The organism is Peribacillus deserti (genome assembly GCF_016909175.1).
GTDB classification, from domain to species: Bacteria; Bacillota; Bacilli; order Bacillales; family DSM-1321; genus Paraperibacillus; species Paraperibacillus deserti.
The window spans coordinates 17,472-38,459 of record NZ_JAFBFI010000018.1; the positions used below are offsets into that span (position 1 = coordinate 17,472).

20 protein-coding genes and 3 pseudogenes are annotated in these 20,988 nt (G+C 39.3%); 13 read left to right on the forward strand and 10 right to left on the reverse strand.

What is annotated here, in order from left to right; genetic code table 11:
• The first annotated feature begins 9 nt into the window (after positions 1 to 9).
• Together JOC77_RS16920 and arsC are read left to right on the forward strand one after the other, a co-directional pair.
• On the forward strand, positions 10 to 1,308 hold the full coding sequence (locus JOC77_RS16920) for an arsenite/antimonite efflux transporter (RefSeq protein ID WP_204545712.1): 1,299 nt from the start codon (positions 10 to 12) through the stop codon (positions 1,306 to 1,308).
• 34 nt (positions 1,309 to 1,342) lie between these two features.
• On the forward strand, positions 1,343 to 1,762 hold the full coding sequence (arsC, locus tag JOC77_RS16925) for an arsenate reductase (thioredoxin) (RefSeq protein ID WP_204545713.1): 420 nt from the start codon (positions 1,343 to 1,345) through the stop codon (positions 1,760 to 1,762).
• Positions 1,763 to 2,319: 557 nt separating this feature from the next.
• On the opposite strand, the gene JOC77_RS16930 is transcribed toward arsC, so the two are convergent.
• Positions 2,320 to 2,643, reverse strand: a complete 324-nt coding sequence (locus JOC77_RS16930) for a winged helix-turn-helix transcriptional regulator (protein ID WP_204545715.1) — start codon at positions 2,641 to 2,643, stop codon at positions 2,320 to 2,322.
• A 180-nt stretch (positions 2,644 to 2,823) separates the two neighbouring features.
• Between JOC77_RS16930 and JOC77_RS16935 the strand changes: the two genes are divergently transcribed.
• Positions 2,824 to 3,228, forward strand: coding sequence for a DoxX family protein (locus tag JOC77_RS16935; protein WP_204545718.1), 405 nt, complete (start codon positions 2,824 to 2,826; stop codon positions 3,226 to 3,228).
• A gap of 28 nt (positions 3,229 to 3,256) precedes the next feature.
• On the forward strand, positions 3,257 to 4,105 hold the full coding sequence (locus tag JOC77_RS16940; protein WP_204545719.1) for a VOC family protein: 849 nt from the start codon (positions 3,257 to 3,259) through the stop codon (positions 4,103 to 4,105).
• Between the two features lie 208 nt (positions 4,106 to 4,313).
• Here the strand turns inward: JOC77_RS16940 and JOC77_RS16945 are convergent.
• A pseudogene (locus JOC77_RS16945) lies at positions 4,314 to 4,562 on the reverse strand (YmaF family protein); the annotation flags it as partial.
• Between the two features lie 184 nt (positions 4,563 to 4,746).
• Here JOC77_RS16945 and JOC77_RS16950 point away from each other — a divergent pair.
• On the forward strand, positions 4,747 to 6,114 hold the full coding sequence (locus JOC77_RS16950) for an alkaline phosphatase (protein WP_204545721.1): 1,368 nt from the start codon (positions 4,747 to 4,749) through the stop codon (positions 6,112 to 6,114).
• A 112-nt stretch (positions 6,115 to 6,226) separates the two neighbouring features.
• Entirely contained in the window at positions 6,227 to 6,916 is a 690-nt protein-coding gene (locus JOC77_RS16955) for a membrane lipoprotein lipid attachment site-containing protein (RefSeq protein ID WP_204545724.1), read from the forward strand.
• 422 nt (positions 6,917 to 7,338) lie between these two features.
• Here JOC77_RS16955 and JOC77_RS16960 read toward each other — a convergent pair whose 3' ends face one another.
• The 5 genes and pseudogenes from JOC77_RS16960 to JOC77_RS16980 all read right to left on the reverse strand — a co-directional run bounded on the left by JOC77_RS16960 (position 7,339) and on the right by JOC77_RS16980 (position 11,025).
• Complete coding sequence (locus JOC77_RS16960; protein WP_204545727.1) at positions 7,339 to 7,794, reverse strand: hypothetical protein; 456 nt, start codon at positions 7,792 to 7,794, stop codon at positions 7,339 to 7,341.
• 117 nt (positions 7,795 to 7,911) lie between these two features.
• Positions 7,912 to 8,475, reverse strand: coding sequence for a YdhK family protein (locus JOC77_RS16965; RefSeq protein WP_204545730.1), 564 nt, complete (start codon positions 8,473 to 8,475; stop codon positions 7,912 to 7,914).
• Between the two features lie 189 nt (positions 8,476 to 8,664).
• On the reverse strand, positions 8,665 to 9,744 hold the full coding sequence (locus tag JOC77_RS16970; protein ID WP_204545733.1) for a sensor histidine kinase: 1,080 nt from the start codon (positions 9,742 to 9,744) through the stop codon (positions 8,665 to 8,667).
• Positions 9,741 to 10,432 (reverse strand): annotated as a pseudogene (locus tag JOC77_RS16975) (response regulator transcription factor). The gene JOC77_RS16970 and the pseudogene JOC77_RS16975 overlap by 4 nt, the downstream one beginning before the upstream one ends.
• Before the next feature lie 164 nt (positions 10,433 to 10,596).
• The gene (locus tag JOC77_RS16980) at positions 10,597 to 11,025 is read right to left on the reverse strand and encodes an RrF2 family transcriptional regulator (RefSeq protein ID WP_204545734.1); all 429 of its coding nucleotides are present in this window, start codon (positions 11,023 to 11,025) and stop codon (positions 10,597 to 10,599) included.
• A 169-nt stretch (positions 11,026 to 11,194) separates the two neighbouring features.
• Here JOC77_RS16980 and hmpA point away from each other — a divergent pair, with 169 nt between their 5' ends.
• Positions 11,195 to 12,403 carry an NO-inducible flavohemoprotein gene (gene hmpA / locus JOC77_RS16985; RefSeq protein ID WP_204545736.1) on the forward strand — a complete coding sequence of 403 codons (1,209 nt, stop codon included), beginning with the start codon at positions 11,195 to 11,197 and terminating at the stop codon, positions 12,401 to 12,403.
• An 800-nt stretch (positions 12,404 to 13,203) separates the two neighbouring features.
• On the opposite strand, the gene JOC77_RS16990 is transcribed toward hmpA, so the two are convergent.
• On the reverse strand, positions 13,204 to 14,058 hold the full coding sequence (locus tag JOC77_RS16990) for an STAS domain-containing protein (RefSeq protein ID WP_204545738.1): 855 nt from the start codon (positions 14,056 to 14,058) through the stop codon (positions 13,204 to 13,206).
• A 377-nt stretch (positions 14,059 to 14,435) separates the two neighbouring features.
• On the opposite strand from JOC77_RS16990, the gene JOC77_RS16995 reads away from it, so the two are divergent.
• The 5 genes from JOC77_RS16995 to JOC77_RS17015 all read left to right on the forward strand — a co-directional run bounded on the left by JOC77_RS16995 (position 14,436) and on the right by JOC77_RS17015 (position 18,897).
• Positions 14,436 to 14,765: a four-helix bundle copper-binding protein gene (locus tag JOC77_RS16995; RefSeq protein WP_204545740.1), complete on the forward strand. Its 330-nt coding sequence runs from the start codon at positions 14,436 to 14,438 to the stop codon at positions 14,763 to 14,765.
• Between the two features lie 485 nt (positions 14,766 to 15,250).
• Positions 15,251 to 15,577 carry a metal-sensitive transcriptional regulator gene (locus tag JOC77_RS17000; protein ID WP_204545742.1) on the forward strand — a complete coding sequence of 109 codons (327 nt, stop codon included), beginning with the start codon at positions 15,251 to 15,253 and terminating at the stop codon, positions 15,575 to 15,577.
• Between the two features lie 15 nt (positions 15,578 to 15,592).
• A complete protein-coding gene (gene copZ / locus JOC77_RS17005) occupies positions 15,593 to 15,802 on the forward strand; it encodes a copper chaperone CopZ (protein ID WP_204545744.1) in 210 nt (69 codons plus the stop codon).
• A gap of 79 nt (positions 15,803 to 15,881) precedes the next feature.
• Positions 15,882 to 18,290 (forward strand): heavy metal translocating P-type ATPase, encoded by a 2,409-nt coding sequence (locus JOC77_RS17010; protein ID WP_204545747.1) that lies wholly within the window; start codon positions 15,882 to 15,884, stop codon positions 18,288 to 18,290.
• Positions 18,291 to 18,612: 322 nt separating this feature from the next.
• A complete protein-coding gene (locus JOC77_RS17015) occupies positions 18,613 to 18,897 on the forward strand; it encodes a YggT family protein (RefSeq protein ID WP_239558852.1) in 285 nt (94 codons plus the stop codon).
• A gap of 281 nt (positions 18,898 to 19,178) precedes the next feature.
• Here the strand turns inward: JOC77_RS17015 and JOC77_RS21880 are convergent.
• A pseudogene (locus JOC77_RS21880) lies at positions 19,179 to 19,346 on the reverse strand (serine/threonine protein kinase); the annotation flags it as partial.
• Positions 19,347 to 19,623: 277 nt separating this feature from the next.
• On the opposite strand from JOC77_RS21880, the gene JOC77_RS17025 reads away from it, so the two are divergent.
• The gene (locus JOC77_RS17025) at positions 19,624 to 20,055 is read left to right on the forward strand and encodes a general stress protein (protein ID WP_204545748.1); all 432 of its coding nucleotides are present in this window, start codon (positions 19,624 to 19,626) and stop codon (positions 20,053 to 20,055) included.
• Positions 20,056 to 20,553: 498 nt separating this feature from the next.
• Here JOC77_RS17025 and JOC77_RS17030 read toward each other — a convergent pair whose 3' ends face one another.
• The gene (locus JOC77_RS17030) at positions 20,554 to 20,904 is read right to left on the reverse strand and encodes an STAS domain-containing protein (protein ID WP_204545751.1); all 351 of its coding nucleotides are present in this window, start codon (positions 20,902 to 20,904) and stop codon (positions 20,554 to 20,556) included.
• Positions 20,905 to 20,988 lie beyond the last annotated feature (84 nt).

Sequence of the window (20,988 nt, forward strand, 5' to 3'; positions counted from 1 at the left end):
TTAAATACAGTGGTTTCTGTCATTTTAGCAAGTATCATCTTCCTGATCACCCTGACGATTGTCATTTGGCAGCCAAAAGGACTCGGGATCGGATGGACTGCCTGCGGTGGAGCTATATTGGCTCTAATTGCCGGGGTCGTTGACTTTAAAGATGTAGTCGATGTGACTCAAATTGTTTGGAATGCAACACTTGCATTCATTGCTATCATTATTATTTCTTTAATCTTAGATGAAATTGGTTTCTTCGAATGGGCCGCTCTTCATATGGCAAGAGCCGCAAAAGGAAACGGAATCAAAATGTTTGTGTATGTAAGTATTCTCGGAGCATTGGTTGCAGCATTTTTTGCGAATGACGGGGCAGCTCTTATCCTGACTCCGATTGTACTTGCAATGGTCCGGAATCTTAAACTGGAAGATAAATTGATTTTCCCGTTTATCATAGCCAGCGGATTTATTGCAGATACAACTTCTTTGCCTTTAGTGGTGAGTAATCTTGTGAACATCGTTTCCGCTGACTTCTTTGGAATCGGATTTGCAGAATACGCATCCAGAATGATAGTTCCAAATTTATTTTCGCTCGCAGCAAGCATTCTGGTTTTATATCTTTACTTCCGAAAGAGGATTCCAAAACAGTATGATCTGGCTCAATTAAGAAAGCCGGCGGAAGCCATACGGGATCGCAAAATGTTTCGTCTTTCCTGGATCGTGTTAGCCATCCTGCTTGTGGGATATTTTTTAAGTGAGGCTTTACATATTCCTGTATCCTTTATTGCTGGCATTGTATCTATATTCTTCTTATTTATGGCAAGCCGCAGTAAAGCTGTGAATACAAGATCCGTTGTTAAAGGAGCACCATGGGCCATTGTGTTCTTTTCGATCGGAATGTACGTAGTGGTATATAGCTTAAGAAATGTGGGCTTAACCGATGTATTGGCTGAAGTTATTCAAGCAGCAGCCAGCCAGGGTTTGTTTATTGGCACTATTTCAATGGGCTTCATTGCAGCGATTCTTTCATCGATCATGAATAATATGCCAACCGTTATGATAGATGCCCTTGCAATTGCAGACACTAATACATCTGGTCTTATAAAGGAAGGACTTATTTACGCCAATGTAATTGGTTCTGATTTAGGTCCAAAAATCACTCCAATCGGTTCTCTGGCTACTCTGTTGTGGCTCCATGTCCTTTCACAAAAAGGGGTTAAAATATCGTGGGGAACCTATTTTAAAACAGGTATCATTCTGACCATTCCCACTTTATTCATTACACTGGCAGGTCTATATATTTGGTTGTTAATCATTCATTAATAAAAAAATTACACAATAAAAGGAGAAATTCATCATGTCTAAAAAAACCATTTACTTTTTATGTACAGGTAACTCTTGCCGCAGCCAGATGGCTGAAGGCTGGGCAAAAAAACATCTAAGTCCTGAATGGGAGGTTAAAAGTGCTGGACTTGAAGCACATGGATTAAACCCGAATGCGGTTAAAGCGATGAAAGAAGCAGAAATTGACATTACTAACCAGACATCGGATGTAATCGATCCAGAGATTTTAAATAACGCTGATTTAGTGGTAACGTTGTGCGGCCATGCAGCAGACCATTGCCCTGTTACTCCGCCGCATGTAAAACGTGAGCATTGGGGATTTGATGATCCTGCTAAAGCAGAAGGAACAGATGAAGAAAAGTGGGCATTTTTTCAGCGTGTACGGGATGAAATCGAACACAGAATCAAGACATTTGCTGAAACGGGAAAGTAAAAGAATAAGCCACTGGAACTCGAAACTGAAAGAGGCATTGTCTGGAATTTACCCGATTTAAAGATTGGGCATTGGTCAATGGGGTAAAAAAGATATAGGATAACTTCTGGTACCAGAACGAAAGGAGAATCAAACATTGCAGATTACAGATGATGCACGTGACATACTAAACCAAATGTTTCTAGAACACAATGCAAAGAATATTCGTGTTTATTTTGCAGGTTATGGCTGAGGACAGCCAAGAGTAGGACTGGCTCTGGATGAGCCAGATCGTGATGATATAACAGTTACAATTAATGAAATACTTGTGGCAATTGATCCGAAAATCCAGCCAAACACCGAGACCCTTATTCTAGACCTTAGCGGTGATAAAAAAGGGCTAGTGTTACTGGGGAATACAGGCAATTGCTGTTAAGATCAGTAATATCGTAAAGAAATTAAATGGAGGGCCTTTTGGCTCTCCTATTTTCTTATACATATATATCATTTACTAACAAGCTTAAGTGCACCGGTACAATATAATAAAATGCCAATTGTTTTTAGGACAATTGGCATTTTTATTTACTTTCTTCTGGACTATTCAACCACGTTTGCGACCATTTCTCAATTTCTTTCATAAGTGGTGCAAATGAAGAACCTTTCTCTGTAAGAGAATATTCAATCCGTACCGGGGTTTCCGGATAGACTTCTCTTTTGACGATTCCCTCATTCTCTAGATCCTTTAATCGATCTGAAAGAACTCTTCCGCTTACTCCTATTGCAGATTCAATCGTACCAAACCTCTGTGGACCAGAGAGCAGCTGGTAAATAATTAATCCAGTCCAACGCTGACTTAGAATGCTTATAGCTTTTTCAAACCTTGGACATATTGATTGATCCATATTAAACACTCCTTTATTTTATTATACAATAAATTTATCTTTAATAACTACTTTATTGTTTACAAAAAAGTTACTTGACGATATTAATTAACACAAATATAATAACTTACATAAAGTAACTAAGTAATAAAAGTTTTATACTACTTTTAGAAAAATTAATCAAAGGAAAGAGGTAAACAAATGATGAAGAAACAAGATTTAGCTGCGACAATGGTAAGGGTTTTTTTAGGAATGGCCTTTTTAATACACGGTAGTACGAAATTTCAAAATGGAATAGAAAATACCGTTGGATTTTTTGAGAGCCTGGGGCTTCCAGGATTTTTCGCCTATGCAGTGGCATTTATTGAGTTAATTGGTGGTATTGCCATGATAGCCGGGTTTGGAACGCGAATAGTGGGATTCCTGTTCTCCCTTATACTAATTGGTGCCATCGTTAAAGTAAAAATCTCTGCTGGGTTTCTGGGAAATGGCCAAATGGCTGGATATGAACTTGATTTAGCTTTGCTGGTTTTGTCTATCTACCTTGTAATCACGAACAGATCCGCATATGCTGTGGAAAATGTATACCATGCTCAAAAGAATTAAATACTTTTAATAATTGGAGGAAGACAAAATGGAATTTCATTCTGAATCAAACATTTATGTAGGAGAAGTAAATCTAAAAGTAACAAATTTAGAGCGTTCCCTCAGGTTTTATCAGGAAGTAATTGGTTTTCAGATAGTAGAACAATCGGAACGAAAGGCTAAACTTTCTGCGAATGGAAAAACAGTCTTATTGTCTATTGAGCAGCCTGAAAATGTTACGGCAAAAGAAAGAAATACTACGGGGTTATATCATTTTGCTTTGCTGCTGCCTAATCGATCCGATTTAGCTGATATCGTTAATCATTTCGTAAAGATCGGCCTGCCAATCGGGTCATCTGACCATCTAGTAAGTGAAGCCCTTTATTTTTCCGATCCTGATGGCAATGGTATTGAAATTTACGCTGACCGTGTGCCGGCCCAATGGACTTGGAAAGATGGGGAAGTGCAGATGACAGTCGACCCATTAGATTTTAAGGACCTGCTTTCTGAGGCCAAACAAGAATGGAAGGGGCTCCCCGCAAAGTCTGTAATGGGACATATTCATTTGCACGTATCTGAACTTAGCGATATAGAAGAATTTTATATAAAAGGTCTAGGATTTGAGGTCGTCAGCCACTTAGGAAGTCAGGCACTCTTTATTGCAACAGGTAAATACCATCATCATATCGGGCTAAATACTTGGGCCGGTGAAGGTGCTCCTGCTCCTTCGGAAAATAGTGCAGGGCTGAGCTGGTATTCATTGGTTTTCCCAAGCAAAGAAGCTAGAGAGCGAGTGGTAAGGCAATTAGAAGGCATTGGCTCTTCTGTACATGAAGAAGAAGAAGGTGTACTCCTTACAAGAGATCCATCAGGAAATCGTATCCATTTGTTGGTCTAATCATAAGGAGTTTATTTGGGAATTATGCCAGCTGGAAACTGACTGCAGAATTGCTTTTTGGCAAGCCTGCTGTTCCAGCGGGTGAAAAAGAATTCTCCCTTCGAGATAAGGGAATGATAAAGAACCATCCCAGCCCGGGATGGTTCTTTAATATCAGCTGCCTATTATTGAATATTTTGAATGAAAATAGATCTCAGCTTTACTTGCTTTATTTATTTCCAGGTGCTGGTTGATCAACGCCTCGGACCCGGTGTTGATGTCCATTGTCTTCTGTAGTATAAAAATCATAATAGTGAACATGCATACCATTTTCAACCGGTATAGCTGGACCTGAATACGCTTTATGATGGGTGTGGCCATCTTCAAACACAACGTAACCTTCTGTGTAGTGTATATGATTTTCATCCTGAGTTTGGACAGCAGGATACGTTACATCTAAGCACTGATGAACATGACCATGTCTAAATTATTTGTATGTAAGGTAAAGCCTGTTTCATACATAAAGAAGAATGATAGACATAACAGCGGAGAGTCTGCCACAAAATGACAAGAAATTTTAACACTCTATTAACAGTAGATTAATAATTCTATTCTAAGCTATAAATAGATTATAAATTTACAATACTCCAGGAGGTTATCCCTTGTTAAAAACAAACTTTAAAAAGAAGCTGTTACCAGTCGCAGTCTTATCTACAGTAGCGTTAGGGTCCCTGTTTGCCACTTTCACAAATCATGACGCCCTGGCAAAAGGAAAAAAAGAGAATACTCCCGAAATTAAAAACGTAATATTTTTAATTGGGGATGGCATGGGAGTTTCCTATACTTCTGCTTACCGTTATTTAAAGGATAACCCCAACACTAAAGAAGTTGAGCAGACAGAATTTGATAAGCATTTAGTAGGGCAGCAAAAAACGTACCCGGAGGATCCGCATCAAAATGTTACTGACTCAGCATCAGCTGCAACAGCCATGTCTGCAGGAATTAAAACATATAATGCTGCGATCGGTGTGGACAATGATGGTTCTTCTGTAAAAACAGTTCTTGAAGCGGCTAAAGAAAATGGAAAATCTACAGGATTAGTTGCCACTTCAGAAATCACTCACGCTACACCAGCTTCATACGGAGCGCATGATGTCAGCCGTAAAAACATGAACGCGATTGCGGATGATTATTACGATGAAATGATTAAAGGCGGGCATAAAATAGATGTTATGCTTGGCGGCGGTTTAAGCAATTTCGTACGTGCAGACCGTGATTTAACAAAAGAATTTAAAAAAGACGGATACTCGTATGTAACGAATAAAGAAGAGATGTTAAAAGACACTAATTCTCGTACATTAGGCTTGTTTGCACAAGGCGGTATGCCTAAAATGATTGACCGTGAAGCTTCTATGCCGTCGTTGAAAGATATGACAAACACTGCTTTGAAAAAGTTAAGTAAAGATAAAGATGGTTTCTTTTTAATGGTAGAAGGAAGCCAAATCGACTGGGCTGGGCACGATAATGATATAGTTGCAGCCATGAGTGAAATGGAAGATTTCGAGAGCGCTTATAAGTCAGCTATCGAGTTTGCTAAGAAAGACAAGCACACGCTGGTTGTCGCAACTGCTGACCATTCTACTGGCGGTTATTCAATCGGGGCAAGAGGAGACTACAATTGGTTCGGGGCTCCTGTTGCAGCTGCAAAACGCACACCAGACTTCATGGCTGAGCAAATTGCAAAAGGTGCCGATGTAGAGGAAACACTTAAATCTTACAGTGGCCTAGAATTAAAACCAGAAGAAATTGCATCTGTAAAAAAAGCAGCTGAAACTAAAAAAGTTTTAGATATTGATAACGCAATTGAAGCTGTTTATGATATCCGTTCTGTAACTGGATGGACTACCGGCGGCCATACAGGTGAGGATGTAAACGTATATGCATATGGACCTGGCAGCGACTTATTTGCTGGCAATATTGAAAACACAGATCAGGCGAAAAATATCTTTAACATTCTTAAACGCAAATAAAACAAAAATTACACATCCCGTTGGGCATTCAAGTTCAACGGGATTACTTTTTAAAATATTGAACGAAATATGGCTCACAATTAACTCCAAGATAGAAGGGGATTTTTATTTCATGAAAAAAATCATTCCGCTATTACTAATAACCGCATTGTTATCTGCTTGCAGCAGCGAACAGATTTCTAACCCTTCCGCAGCAAAAGCAAAAGAAAAACAGGAACAAACAGCACAAGAAGCACCTTCTAAAGAAAAAAACAGGGCTAAATCTTTGTCTGATATTTATGTACCAAATCCTCAGGTAACAGATGACACTAAGCTGCTGAAAGCTGGGCAGGCAATTGAAGATGAAAAAGGCGAAATGACCTTAAAAGGTATAAATTCTCTAAACAAAACGATCAACCTTGGATCTGTAGATATGAAAATTAAGAATGTGAAACTCATCCACAATAGGCCGACTTACTCTCTAATGGATTATTTTCACGCTTATACGGAACATTATGAAGATTTTCAGTTTGTCAAAGTTGAAGTAGAGCTAGTTAATAAAACAGAAAAAACCGTTCACTTTGGACCAGTAGCCCATATAAATACAAGCAATGGGGAGAAAAAAGTATTTGAGGATGATTTTTACATTGAATATTTAGGCGGTAAAATAGAGCCAAAAGGGTCAAAACAGGGAGCGCTTGGGTTCATTGTGGAGAAATCCTCTCCTGGACTTAATTGGATTGATATTACAACAAGTGATGTTCTAGATGAAAAACAAAAAACAATCAGTAAAGCTAAAAACATTAGAATTGATTTTAACTAAGATTTTTTTCGAAAGATCCTTCAGTCCATCGAGATTGAAGGATCTTTTTTTAGATGACTAATTCGTTAGACACACAGCCAAGGCTCAAGGCCAGGTTAACAGAAACAGGAATTTTTCACAACGTAACAACATTAGAAGAAATCGATCAGGAATATAGAAGGGTAAATGGATAGATAGGGGAGGAAAGATCTTATGAATATCAATAATCGAGGACCGGGATATACTCAAGCAAATGTCGGTAAGTATAATGCCAGGAACATTCGCGTTTATTTTACAGGCTATGGGTGAGGACAGCCAAGAGTAGGACTGGCTCTGGATAAGCCCACATAAAGATGACGTGGAAGTTGATCCTAAAATCCAGCCCAGCATAGAAACTTTGACTCTGGACCTTAGCGGCGGCAAACGATCCTGCTTATCTCCTTTTATATTCCCATATATCGGGCCAATGCCCACATCATGATTAAAAATGAAGATATTATAACCATAAAGCTGCCAAACCCCTGTACAGTTTCTTTCATTTGAATTTGCTTGTATGCTTTATAAGTTAGTTCACCGGTAGCAAATCTTAACCCATTAAGATTTGTTTCCACAGAATACAGTACTCCATGACTGTCTTTAAGAATCACCTTAGTATTAAATGGACTACTGCCGCTTGAAGAAACTGCCTTTATGAACTGATATATGGTACGCTTTCGTATTTCCTCACTTATTTTGTTAGCCCGTTGTTCGATTACATTATTAGTAAAACACATGTATGTCACTCCGTGATATTTGTATTTCAATATCTTATTCAATGGAACACCGTTGGTTGTGTTTACCCGTCTGCCGGTTAACAAAATGCGAAAATCCGCTTCTATAATAGGTACAAAAAAATTCATTTCACTTTTAGCACCTGGAAAAGAAAGATTGCAATTTTCATTAAGTCCCTAATGAAAGCCGAGCAAATGTTAAAGTTTAGCTCGGCTATATCAGTTTATCTGAGCAGAAAAAATTTATTAATGACCGCTGTCAGAGAGCTCGCTTTCGGTTACCCACTTGTGATTTTTGACTTTTTCGCCGCCGGTAGTCGGGGTGAAATCAATCATGTATACGGTCGTCTGCTGGGCAGAATCGATTTTCGCCTTTGCACCCTTCATGCCTTTCATATGGTCTGCTTTTAACGTCACTTCCTCTCCAGATTTGTAAGGTTTATCTCTAGCATTTTTTATCTCTTCGTGGATAACCCATTTATGGTTAGTAACTCGTTCGCCGCCCGTTGCAGGAGTGTAGGAAATCGCATAGACAGTGGTATCGAAAGCACCTGAGATCGTGGCTTCAGCACCGTTCATTCCTTCCATGTGGTCAGATTTAACGGTCGCCTTGGTGCCGGCTTCATAAGCTGGATTTACTGCTTCTTTTAACCCTTCAGGAACTTCCCCAGAACTGGAATGGTTCATATCAGAATGGTTCATTTCCTCCTGTGACGAATCCTTATTCTCATTTTCGTGGTTTGTATTGTTTCCACATCCGCTCAGAGCGAAAATGATTGCGGTGCTGAGGACAGCCAATTGTTTTTTCATTTAGATGTAAACCTCCTTTGGAATATGAAGCCAGTTTACCCTTCACTTTTGAAGAACTTATGAAGATGAATGACTTTTTTAATCCTAATAGTCCAGGAAAGTGAAAAAAGTGGTGTTAAAAGGTGGAAAGACCGTCACAATCAGTATAAAAAGCAATAAAAAAACGGCTCAGGGTTCTGAGCCGTTTCATTATTGCTTCCGTTTAGGCAGACTTATTGAAACGGTTGTACCTTTCCCTGCCACACTTTCGATCCACACTTCGCCATGGTGAGATTTTACCAGGCGTTTTACAATGGCTAAGCCGAGACCGCTCCCGCCTGTACGACGGCTGCGGGAACTATCTTCCCTGTAAAAACGATCAAATGCTTTCATTAAGAACTCTTTTTTCATGCCAGCCCCATTGTCTTTAACCTGGATTATCATAGAGTCTTCCTCGTTATGAGCCAAAACACTTACCACCCCGCCAGGCTCTGTATATTTAAGGGAATTTGATAATAGATTGAGGAAAACTTGTTTCATTCGTTCTACGTCGAAAGAAAAGTCCAGCTCTCCAGAGAATTCTAGGTTCAACTGAATATTCTTTTGAAGATAAGCTCCCCGAATGGAAGCTGCACATTGTTTAATGACTTCCTTTAGATCGTTTGGCTGAATGTTTATTTTAAAGTCAGGCGACTCCATTGTATTTAACTGTTCCAAATCTTGAATCAGCAGAATTAGACGATTTATCTCTTCTGTGCATGCACTCAGCCGTTCAGGCGTAGGTTCCCAAACCCTATCTTCAAATGCTTCCATGTGGCTTTTTAGTGTGGCAAGCGGTGTTCGCAGTTCGTGAGCGATATCTGCCGTCATATTTTTGCGGGCTATATCTTGCTGATTTAGTTCAAATGCCAATTGGTTTAAAGATTGCCCCAGCTCACTTACTTCGTCATTTCCTGAAATCGATACACGGGTTTTCCATTGACCTTTGGCCATTTTTTCCGCTGCTTTCTTCATTTCCAGCAGAGGACTTGAGAGCTTTCTTGCTACATAAAAGCTCACAATAAAAACAAGAATTACAGCTCCAATGGCTGTAATGAGGATGGACTCAAGCAACGCCCGCTCAAGATGGGTACTTAGCGGGTCCATTTTTTGATTTAGGGAGCTTTCATGCTGGAACATTGAAAAGTGATAATGAATTTCCAGTGCGTAAACAATGCTGGTCAATATTAAAACGGCAGAAGCAGTGAGCGTAAAATGGAAAGCCAGGCGTGCGTGCAGTCCTTTTCTCATTGCCGTTCACCTGAAAACTTATATCCGACCCCATAAACCGTAAGCAAATAGTCTGGTCTTTTGGATAAATTTCAATTTTATGGCGAAGATTCTTTATATGCTGATCAACGATCCTTGCTTCTCCATCAAAGTCGTAGCCCAGAACATACTCCACCAATTCTTCTCTTGTAAAAGTCCGCTGTGGATATTTAGCCAGAACCAGCAGCAGTTTGTATTCACTTGGAGTAAGTTCAACCAGTTTTCCGTTTAAATGAATCTTCTGCTTAGCACTGTCAATGACAAGTTCCCCATTATTAAATGAAATCGTTTCGGCCAAAAGAAGATCATTATTAGACCTCCTAAGAATGGTCTTTACACGCATCACTAATTCACGCGGACTAAAAGGCTTCACCAAATAATCATCTGCACCAATAGAAAGCCCATGAATTCTGTCATTTACCGACACTTTAGCAGTAAGCATTAAAATTGGAGTGGCAAACTGCCGCCTAACATTCTGACAGACTTCCTCTCCTGACATATCTGGCAGCATTAAATCAAGCACGATAAAATGAAGTCTCTCTTTATGAATGATGTTTAGTGCTCCTGTTCCACTCGCTGCTTCTATTACGCGGAAGCCCTCTTTTCTTAAGTAAGAAGCAATTACATCTCTAATTTTTTGTTCGTCATCTACAACCAAAATTGTTTTCATTATTCAGCCACCGAAATCTTTCTCAGCTGGAAAGGTATATAATTTAAAGGGGGACGGGGAGTATATATGAGTATAAAAAGAACTGATGCAGCTGACAGCAATTCTTTTACCATTTAATTCTTAAAGAAATAAGGGAAGGATTAGGCTTAAGATTCAGTTCTGTTCTAAGAAAAATAATCTGCCAGAATAGACTTGTTTTGAACAATATCCGCAAGTGTATACCCATCCAGGACCTTCAGAAAGCTTTCAAGAGCAGCATTTAAAATGTGCTTTAAAGAGCAGACAGGTGTGATTGCACAGTTACTGTCTGGCCCAAAACAATCCACCAGGTAAAAATCTTCCTCTGTTTTACGTACGATGGTCCCTATGTTAATATCCGAAGGGTCTTTAGCTAACCGGATGCCTCCGTTTCGGCCGCGGATGGTTGTTATATACCCCATCTTTCCTAAGTTATAGATGATTTTCATAAGGTGATTTTTAGATATATGATAAGCCTCGGCTATTTCCTTTATATTGCTTAATTTCTCACTGTCATGGGATGCTAGATATATTAATACTCTTAATGAGTAATCTGAGTAATAAGTTAATCGCATAACGTTGTCCTCTCCAACCATTCTGAATCCATCATATCAAATGTGAACTTTTTAAAAAAGTTACAAAACTTACTTTATATAATCACAATTTGTTCATTGTCTTTTATTGAGGAAAATCCTATTATAAAGATGTATTTGAGATATTACTTTTATGAAAAGAGGGAATTTTATGTTATCTTCACAAACAATAGAAATCATTAAATCAACTGTTCCAGTTCTAGAAGTGAAAGGAACCGAAATTACAACTGTATTTTATAAAAATCTATTTGAAAATCATCCCGAATTATTAAACATTTTTAACCATACGAATCAGAAGAGGGGCCGCCAGCAGACAGCTCTGGCAAATGCTGTATTAGCTGCAGCAACTTATATCGATAAGCTTGAAACCATTATTCCGGTTGTAAAGCAAATAGCTCATAAGCACAGAAGCCTTATGATTAAACCAGAGCATTATCCTATCGTAGGGGAACATCTTCTTGGGGCAATCAAACAAGTACTGGGAGATGCAGCAACAGATGAAATAATCGGGGCATGGGCAGATGCATATGGAGTAATCGCTCAAGTGTTTATTGATATTGAAAAAGAAATGTATGAGGAAGCAAAAGAAGCAGCCTGGGAAGATTACAAATCATTTAAAGTAATAGACAAAGTAAAAGAAAGTGAAGTTATTACATCCTTTTATCTAACTCCGGTTGATTCAATAGCTTTACCTGAATTTCAACCCGGGCAATATATCACGGTAAGAGTTCGTGTAACCGGTGATGAGTATTTATCTAATCGTCAATATAGCTTATCCGCTGCTCCAAATAAAGAATATCTAAGAATATCCGTCAAAAGAGAAGCAGAAGAGCAATCTCCAGAAGGCAAGGTTTCAAATTATCTACACCATAACATTAATATCGGTGACTCTATTGAAAGCACTGCTCCGGCAGGAGACTTTATTATAAATAGAAAGGAATCATCTGTAGTCTTTCTAAGCGGCGGAGTAGGGATTACACCTTTTATGAGTATGGTGAACTCTATCGCAGATCAACAGCCCGAACGTGGGGTGAAGTTTGTTCATGCCTCAAGAACTGGAAAACTTCAGCCGTTTAATAGTGAATTAAAACTATTGAAGGAGAGAATGACTAACTTAGAACTTTCTTTCATAATTGAGAATCCCTCCGAGGAAGATAAAAAAGACATTCATTTTAATAAACAAGGTTATATTGACACCGAATGGCTGCAGGAGAATGTAATCAGCGATGATGCTGATTATTATGTGTGTGGGCCAGTACCATTTTTAAGAGCCATTGTAGGCGGGTTAAAAAGCTTAGGAATCCAAAATTCAAATATTCATTATGAGTTTTTCGGGCCGGCAATAGATTTAGCTAAATAAAGAAGGGCAGCGGACTAAAAAAAGTAACAGTGTATCGCTTAAGAATACACTGTTACTTTTTTTCAAGTACAATCTATTTTTGATATGCTGTTTTCTAAAAGATTGTTGCTTTTAACTGGTATTGTGATTCCAAAATAGTTGATAAAGAGTTGATCTTCGCTGCAGGTGCGAGACTCCTGCGGGAGCATCGGGTATTGTCCAGTTCCGGACTGACACCTTCGGTCATAAGCCAATCCGCCATCAAAAGGCAAAAAGCGCCTTTCGCTGCCGCTTGTCTTATGCCTGGCTAACGCATAAGGGCGACTAAGCTTTTGTCTTCGCTAACGCTCGCCAGTCAGCAAGTCTTCTTTATCAGGTGTCTGCTTTTCTAGTGTAATTCTACTTCATAAATAGAGAGTATCTCCTTTTGTCTCAATTAAGTTAGTCGTGAAAAGCACCGTCCTCCGCTTTTCTATCAGGTGAGACCCCACAGTCGCTTAAGCGACGAGGAGGCTCACCGCCCGCCCCGCGGAAAGCGAGCATCCTTTTCGTTGCAATCAACAACTCAATTTGTTTTGATGATAGCAACAAAGTTTTCGAAAACAGCCTTTTGATAAAAAAAAGGATACATTTAATGGTCTATTCAGCAAGAAAACCTTTCTCGAATACCGTATATAAGATAAATAGAAGTGCCACTATATATCAGATCCTCATTTTTAACAAAGAAGGCAGCATAAAAGGAATTAGTCCCTTAGTTCTAAAACCTAAAGGACTTCACTTCTTTTTTAAAAGGGCAGATTGTACCAATCCATTCAACGCTTTTATAAATTTTTCATTAATTGTATTTCATCGAATGCTTGCTGAAGGCTTGCCTTTGTCTGTATATCCGTTAACTTTAATCCGATACTTACCATGGTTTGGGCAACCTCTGGGCGGATTCCGGTAATGATAGTTTTAACACCAGTTAAAGATAAGGCATCGATTACCTTAAACAGTTGATTAGCTACCATCGTATCCACAATCAGCACACCAGACACATCTATAATAAGATGTGATAGTTTAAGTTCACCTGAGCGGTTAAGTGTTGTTTCCATTAATAAATGAGCTCTTTCTGTGTCTAAGTTGCCGATTAACGGGAGAACGCCTACTCCTTTTGTCAGAGGAACAACAGGCACTGAGAGTTCCATAAACGCATTTTTCGCGTTTTCCAGCGTTTTTTGATGATATTCCACATATGTAAGGCTAAAGCAATAAACTGCTCGATCTAAGAGGGGATCAATAATATGGATAACATCAAATACGGTCGATGCAGACATATTTTGAGATGTGGCTTCCTTCTCAATAGCCCTCCATATATAGGTTCTGTAAAAGCTCGTATCTTTTAATGCTTCATCGAGCGGTACTCCCAGCTTATAAAAGTACTCCCCTGTTTCCTTACCCCATTTAAATATTTTTTCAAAGGCTTTTTCCTTGTCTACATGTTCAATTAATGCTTCACCAAACAAACTAATAAAGTTCGCCCGAATATCTAAAATATGTGCTTCTATTTGTTGAAACTCCCTTTTTTCACTTTCGGACATTTTCGTTTCAGACAATCTGTCAGAATGTATGGTTTGGGCGATTTCATACTTTTTTTCTAAAATCATTTCACCTAGTAATTTCAATTCGTTATTCAAAGTACTTCCTCCAAACCCTGAATGGATTAATATAAATATGTTATCCCCATCCTTAATAATATAGTCTGTCCATCATACAAGCAAAAGAAAAGATATTTTACCCTGAAGGCGGATGGCAACCTTTGTAGCGAAAGGGCAGCGTTTAAGTCCTGCCTTTCTTAAGCAGGCCATATTGCGGGATATTCGTGGGTGCCACTACAGCGCCCTTTTATACATGGAGAGTGAATATGCTAGAAATCCCCACGACTTCTAATAAGTCCCAATAAAATGGACTAGAAGCCCCGATAAAGGGTTCAAACACAATAGGTATAATAAGGAACGTTTAGGAATTCACAAACAGGTTATTAATTTATAGAGAGCAAAAAAGGAGGATAATGATGTCATACGAAAAATATCAATCACTTATTCAGTCACTTCATGATTGTATGGCTGCCTGCAATCATTGTTTTGATGCTTGTCTCATGGAAGACCATGTTGAAATGATGAGGGAGTGTATTCGATTGGATAGAGAGTGTGCTGATTTCTGTGCTTACTTTGAACAAGCATTAAGTAAAGGCACCCCATTTGTTTCAGAGTTAGCTAAAGTATGTGCGACCATTTGTGAAGCTTGTGGAAATGAATGTAATCGACATGAACATAACCATTGTCAAAGGTGTGCAGAGGCTTGCTTTGAATGTGCAGATCAATGCAGAAATTTAGTTGCTTAATAATAGAGGAATAAAAAGACGTTATCACAATGGATAACGTCTTTTTTTCAGCTGTGTTGTAAGTCCAATAGACAATTCTTATGGACTGGTAACCACTCCATATTACAAATGCAGCTAAAGGGCCGCTTTGACAAAAGAAAAGAGTACGAAAAGCACGCATATGAGTTATAAAACAAGTTATAGACGTACCATACTATGTAATGGAATGAACAACACAGGATTCTTTTAAACATTTGGCTATGTTAAAGTCCATTGTTATTTGCACTATGTTAATCTTCGCTGCAGGCGCGAGAGTCCTGCGGGAAAAGCGGGTCAAGGGAGACCCCGCAGGCGTAAACGTGAGAGGAGGCTCCCGGACCGCCCGCGGAAAGGGAGTGCCCTTCGCTGCAATCAACAGGCAGGTTTAACAGAGCTAAACATTTAAAAAAATATCTCTTTACATAGGGGTGGGGGGTATAATATGCTATAGTCAAGGAGGCGGATAAATGGATACCAATTTAAGCCATGATCATTGTGCAAATCCTGCTGAAGAAAGAAAAAGCCATCATTCCAGTGAAATGAAAAAAAATTTAGTTACCAGATTAAATCGGATTGAAGGACAAATCCGCGGAATAAAAGGTATGATTGAAAAAGATACTTATTGTGATGATGTGATAACTCAAATAGCCTCTACTCAGTCGGCGCAGAACAGTGTGGCAAAAATCCTCTTGGAAGGCCATTTAAAAAGCTGCATTGTCGATCGAATTAATGCGGGTGACTCTGAGGCCGTAGATGAAGTGTTAATAACCATAGAAAAATTAATGAAGAAATAAAAGGAGAGAAGAACCATGGAAAAGACGCTATTAAAAGTGCAGGGAATGTCTTGTAATCATTGTATAAAGGCTATTGAAGGCAGTGTCGGAGAGTTATCCGGTGTAGAACGAGTGTTAGTGGATCTAAATGAAGGCGAAGTTGCTGTAGAATTTAATCCTGAACAGGTAACACTTGATAAAATAAAAGAAACCATAGATGACCAGGGATATGATGTTGAGAAATAATGCAAGGTAAACGTGCTCGGGGGAGCACGTTATCTTTAACTATAAATTATACCCCCTACCCCTATGTGAGGTGATGGATATGAACAGTGAAGTAAAAGAAGCTAATTATCAGATTGCGGGTATGACTTGTGCGGCCTGTGCGAATAGAATTGAGAAAGGGCTCAAGAAAATGGATGGTGTGAAAGATGCTAACGTAAATTTAGCTCTGGAATCATCAAAAATAACATATGACCCCAAGATTGTCTCCGAGGATGACTTTCAAAAGAAAATCAGAGGACTTGGATACGAGATAGTAACGGAGAAGAAGGAATTTGACGTTACTGGTATGACATGTGCTGCATGTTCTTCAAGGATTGAAAAAGCTCTGAATAAATTAGAAGGTGTAAACAAAGCGAGCGTGAATCTGGCATTAGAAAAGGCAACAGTAGAATTCAATCCTTCCCTTATCAATACAGGGGACATCATTAAGCGAGTACAAAAACTCGGTTATAACGCAATTCCGACAGAAGAAAATGAGGATATTGATTATCGGGGTAAGAAATTTAAGAGGCAGCAGACAAAATTGGTTGTTTCAGCTATTTTGTCTTTGCCATTGCTATGGGCGATGGTCAGCCATTTTTCTTTCCTGGAATTCATCTTTCTTCCTAAAGCTTTAATGAATCCATGGGTACAGCTTGTCCTGGCAACTCCGGTTCAATTTATCATTGGCTGGCAGTTTTATGTCGGAGCGTTTAAAGCATTAAGAAATAAGAGTGCGAACATGGACGTTCTTGTAGCGCTCGGAACCTCAGCCGCTTATTTCTATAGTCTTTACCAGGCGATTAAATCGATCGGATCCCATGCCCATATGACTGAACTGTACTTTGAAACTAGTGCTATTCTGATTTCGTTAATATTATTAGGAAAACTGTTTGAAGCAAAAGCGAAGGGACGCTCATCTGAAGCAATTAAGAAGCTGATGGGCCTTCAAGCTAAGACAGCACGAGTGTTGAGGGATGGAACTGAAAATAAGATACCGCTTGAAGAAGTAGCAGTCGGCGACCTCGTACTAATCAAGCCTGGTGAAAAAGTTCCTGTGGATGGAGAAATTATTGAAGGGCGTTCTGCCCTTGATGAATCTATGCTGACAGGTGAAAGTGTGCCCGTTGATAAAACGGCAGGCGATACAGTAATCGGTGCAACTCTCAATAAAAATGGTTCCTTAAAAATAAAAGCAACAAGAGTCGGAAGAGACACTGCTCTCTCCCAAATTATTAAGGTGGTCGAAGAAGCTCAGGGCTCTAAGGCTCCTATCCAACGGCTGGCTGATCAGATTTCCGGCATTTTTGTCCCGATTGTTGTAGGTATTGCGATTCTTACTTTCCTGATCTGGTTCATCTTGATCAATCCGGGTGATTTTGGCGATGCTCTTGAAAAATTAATTGCCGTTCTCGTAATTGCCTGCCCCTGTGCCTTGGGACTTGCAACTCCTACCTCCGTCATGGCCGGTTCTGGCAGAGCTGCAGAGTTTGGAATTCTATTTAAGGGCGGGGAACATCTTGAGGCCGCCCACCAAATAGATACAGTGGTACTGGACAAAACAGGAACGGTAACAAAGGGGGCTCCTCAATTAACAGATGTGATTGCAGATGCATGGGATGAAACGGAATTTTTATCCATCGTCGGAGCGGCTGAAAACCAATCAGAGCATCCGCTGGCTCAGGCAATGATTCAGGGGATCAGAGATAGAGGAATAACTCTTAAAGAAGCTCAAGAGTTCGAGGCCATTCCAGGCTATGGTGTAAGAGCGGCCGTGGATGACCAAATGATTTTGATTGGCACCCGCCGGCTTATGCAGCGCGAGAATATTAATATTAGCGGGGCAATGGCCGCAATGGAGAATCTCGAGAACAATGGGAAGACTGCAATGCTTGTTTCCATTAACGGCGAATATGCCGGCATGATTGCAGCAGCCGATACCATAAAACAAACATCGAAAGAGGCAATACAGCGATTAAAGGATCTAGGTATGAATGTGGTCATGATAACGGGTGATAATTCAAGGACAGCAGCGTCGATCGGTAAAGAGGCTGGGATTGACTCGATTATTGCTGAAGTTCTGCCTGAGGGTAAAGCGGAGGAAGTGAAAAAGCTTCAGAGTGAAGGCAGGAAAGTGGCAATGGTTGGCGACGGAATTAATGATGCTCCGGCACTTGCTGCGGCAGATATAGGAATGGCGCTGGGAACTGGTACGGATGTAGCGATGGAGGCTGCTGATATTACATTAATCAGCGGCGATTTAAACAATATTGCTGATGCCATTTTTATAAGTAAAAAAACGATACGGAATATCCGGCAAAATTTATTTTGGGCCTTTGCATATAACGTCATCGGGATCCCTATAGCCGCCGTTGGCCTGCTGGCTCCATGGCTTGCGGGTGCCGCTATGGCATTCAGTTCAGTTTCGGTAGTATTGAATGCATTACGTCTTCAGAGAGTAAAGCTCTAAATCTCATTCTCTTAGTACCCGCATCATTCACACACATAATGGCATAACCAATATTAGAATTAAATTAAAAAAGGTCTTAATTGGCCCTTTCTTTCATTTTTATTGAACTTCCAGGACTCCTGTGTTCATGACTTTTTTAAATGATCACTTGCTCTCACTTACTAACTTGTGAATTTAGCAGGTCTCTGAGCAGTCATGCGGGCTTTTATAATGAAGTGCTGATTCTAAAAACATTATATGAAACCTTTCTCAGAATAAAACGTATAGTTCAATGAAGAGAGTAATTAATAGCAAAAATTCTTAATAGACGGGAAGAAAAATATTGGGACCTATCATTTTACAAATCGGACAGTATATCTATGATATCTATTACTGGGTCATTTTAATTTCTATTTTTGGTTCATGGTTTCCTCAATTTTACGCCACAAAGGCAGGTATATGGATTAAGAAACTAGTCGACCCATATTTAAATATCTTTAGGCGCTTTATCCCTCCTATCGGTATGCTGGATTTATCGCCTATTATTGCTTTGATTGCATATAGATTTATAGGGATATTTGCTCTTGAAGGTCTTCGCCAATTACTGCAAATAACGGGATTATTATAAAACTAATCCTTTAAGGCTGGATGATAATTAAAGAAATTCGGTACAGGTACAAAAATGAGCAGCCATTTAGCGGCTGCTCCTCTTTTATTTTTAATGAAGTTAAATGTCAATATTCCGGTTCTTATCTGGTCCTGCGATTTTGTTTTTAGCTTTTACTTTAAAATAAATGGGTGGCCTATTAAAGTAACCGCCAGAGATAAGAGTGCATCGAAAGGACTGTTCATCAATGAACTTCCCACGATGTAAAGCACACCAAGAATCGCCACAATCGGCGTTAGGGGATATAGCGGTACTTTGTAAATCCAACAGAATCCGTTTTGGGAAATTCGTACACTTACTTCAGCAATGGTTAACCCGCTTGCCAGAGTAATAACCCCTCCAATAATCCACGCAGCAAGTGCAATCGTTGAATTACCTGTTGAGGAAAGAACTATGCCAGGCTTCATGAAACCGTACCATAACGATAGAGGTTGAAACTTTATTACAGCACTCTCATGAAAATATGTTGAAAAAACAATGATCGAGTGATACTCGGAACAATCAAAAATTACTTGTTTCTGGTATATTCGATAAACTTTATCCTTAGGGAAAATGAGGAACACAAAATTACTGTAATAAGTAAGAAAGGGGCACGTTTGTGACTTAGATATCAGAGAGGATTTGCCTGATTGAAAGCTCCTAGATAGGGTATAAAAAGAAGAGAATAGGTAAAAGGAGCAAATTATTATGGAGAAACGAGTAATAGGCATCTACGAAAATGAGGAACAAGCACAAGCAGCGGTAAAGGATTTACAGAGCAAAGGTTATAGTATGAAAGAAATTTCTATTGTTGCAAAAAATATCGAGGGTCTGGGACCTTCCGCCGATCAGGTTAAAGCTAAAGAAACAGATGGGTTAGTTGCAGGAGCAGCGGCTGGTGGAGCAATAGGATTAACTGGATTATTTCTCGGCCTAAGCTACTTGGCAATCCCTGGAATTGGCCCCATTTTAGCCGCTGGTCCAATCTTTACCATACTTGGTGGAGCAGTAGCCGGTCTTGCAACTAACGCTGGGGGTTTATCGAAAGCACTTCAAGAACTTGGATTAAATGAAGATGAGGCTCGTGAATATGAGGAAGATATTAATAAGGGTAAAATTCTAGTTGCCGTAACTGCTTAAGTAGACATTTTTTATGCATTCTAGCGAAGATCATTCCAAGCTTTTAGAATCAGAAAGCAGCAGCAGACAATCTTTCGTTACCAGCGGAAAAACTTTTTACACAGCAGGAACAAGAAGAAATCCACTTGTTGTATGATCTTTACTCAGAAGTTTATTTAGAGCCCTTATTAATAGAACTGCTGAGTAAATAGAGCAAATTATAATACGGACTAAACAGCCTTATTCCGCTTAGACAGGAATAAGGCTGTTCCTTTATTCTATTCGCAGGAAGAATGTAAGCTTAGATAAAAATTCTAAGGATTTTTTCTGTCCTGCAGTAATGTAGGCTAAAAGCAGGTTTTCAGTTTATACAAAAGGCCAGCTTCGAACGTATGTTAGAACAAGCCTGTAATAGGTAAATGGACAAATTTGGTTTAGACCGAATATAAATACCATCTTTGAAAACCAGTCCGGATTTAGTCCGCTTAAAACAGCCTTTTAAAAAACACAGTGCTATCTTTACACTGCTTTCCTTAAGAGATCTACGCCTTTTTCTAAATCCATTGCTGTAAGCACATCATTTAAAGTAATCCCCAATTCAATTAGAGTTATAGCTACAGCGGGCTGGATACCAGTAATTACGACAGTGGATCCCATCAACTTTGACATGGAAACAATATCTCCAAGCACCTTAGCAATAAATGAGTCCACCATGTCTAGAGAAGTTAAATCTAAAACGATGCCTTTGGCCGCAGTTTCTTGTATTTTAATTAATAAATCTTCCTGCAGCTGTAAAGCGCTTTGATCATCCAGTTCTATTTGCACAGAAACAAGTAATATATCTTGTATTTTTAAAATTGGAATTCTCAACCTATTTTCCCCCTATGTGTAAAAAGAACTAACGTATTCTTGTAGTAAGCCACCAGCCATACCAGCACTTAATTGATCTATATC

Excerpts from the sequence above, each read along its gene's own strand:
- arsC (WP_204545713.1), top strand. The coding sequence starts at position 1,343 with ATGTCTAAAAAAACCATTTACTTTTTATGTACAGGTAACTCTTGCCGC.
- JOC77_RS16930 (WP_204545715.1), bottom strand. The coding sequence starts at position 2,643 with ATGGATCAATCAATATGTCCAAGGTTTGAAAAAGCTATAAGCATTCTA.
- JOC77_RS16935 (WP_204545718.1), top strand. The coding sequence starts at position 2,824 with ATGATGAAGAAACAAGATTTAGCTGCGACAATGGTAAGGGTTTTTTTA.
- JOC77_RS16940 (WP_204545719.1), top strand. The coding sequence starts at position 3,257 with ATGGAATTTCATTCTGAATCAAACATTTATGTAGGAGAAGTAAATCTA.
- JOC77_RS16955 (WP_204545724.1), top strand. The coding sequence starts at position 6,227 with ATGAAAAAAATCATTCCGCTATTACTAATAACCGCATTGTTATCTGCT.
- JOC77_RS16960 (WP_204545727.1), bottom strand. The coding sequence starts at position 7,794 with ATGAATTTTTTTGTACCTATTATAGAAGCGGATTTTCGCATTTTGTTA.
- JOC77_RS16965 (WP_204545730.1), bottom strand. The coding sequence starts at position 8,475 with ATGAAAAAACAATTGGCTGTCCTCAGCACCGCAATCATTTTCGCTCTG.
- JOC77_RS16970 (WP_204545733.1), bottom strand. The coding sequence starts at position 9,744 with ATGAGAAAAGGACTGCACGCACGCCTGGCTTTCCATTTTACGCTCACT.
- JOC77_RS16980 (WP_204545734.1), bottom strand. The coding sequence starts at position 11,025 with ATGCGATTAACTTATTACTCAGATTACTCATTAAGAGTATTAATATAT.
- hmpA (WP_204545736.1), top strand. The coding sequence starts at position 11,195 with ATGTTATCTTCACAAACAATAGAAATCATTAAATCAACTGTTCCAGTT.
- JOC77_RS16995 (WP_204545740.1), top strand. The coding sequence starts at position 14,436 with ATGTCATACGAAAAATATCAATCACTTATTCAGTCACTTCATGATTGT.
- JOC77_RS17000 (WP_204545742.1), top strand. The coding sequence starts at position 15,251 with ATGGATACCAATTTAAGCCATGATCATTGTGCAAATCCTGCTGAAGAA.
- copZ (WP_204545744.1), top strand. The coding sequence starts at position 15,593 with ATGGAAAAGACGCTATTAAAAGTGCAGGGAATGTCTTGTAATCATTGT.
- JOC77_RS17010 (WP_204545747.1), top strand. The coding sequence starts at position 15,882 with ATGAACAGTGAAGTAAAAGAAGCTAATTATCAGATTGCGGGTATGACT.
- JOC77_RS17025 (WP_204545748.1), top strand. The coding sequence starts at position 19,624 with ATGGAGAAACGAGTAATAGGCATCTACGAAAATGAGGAACAAGCACAA.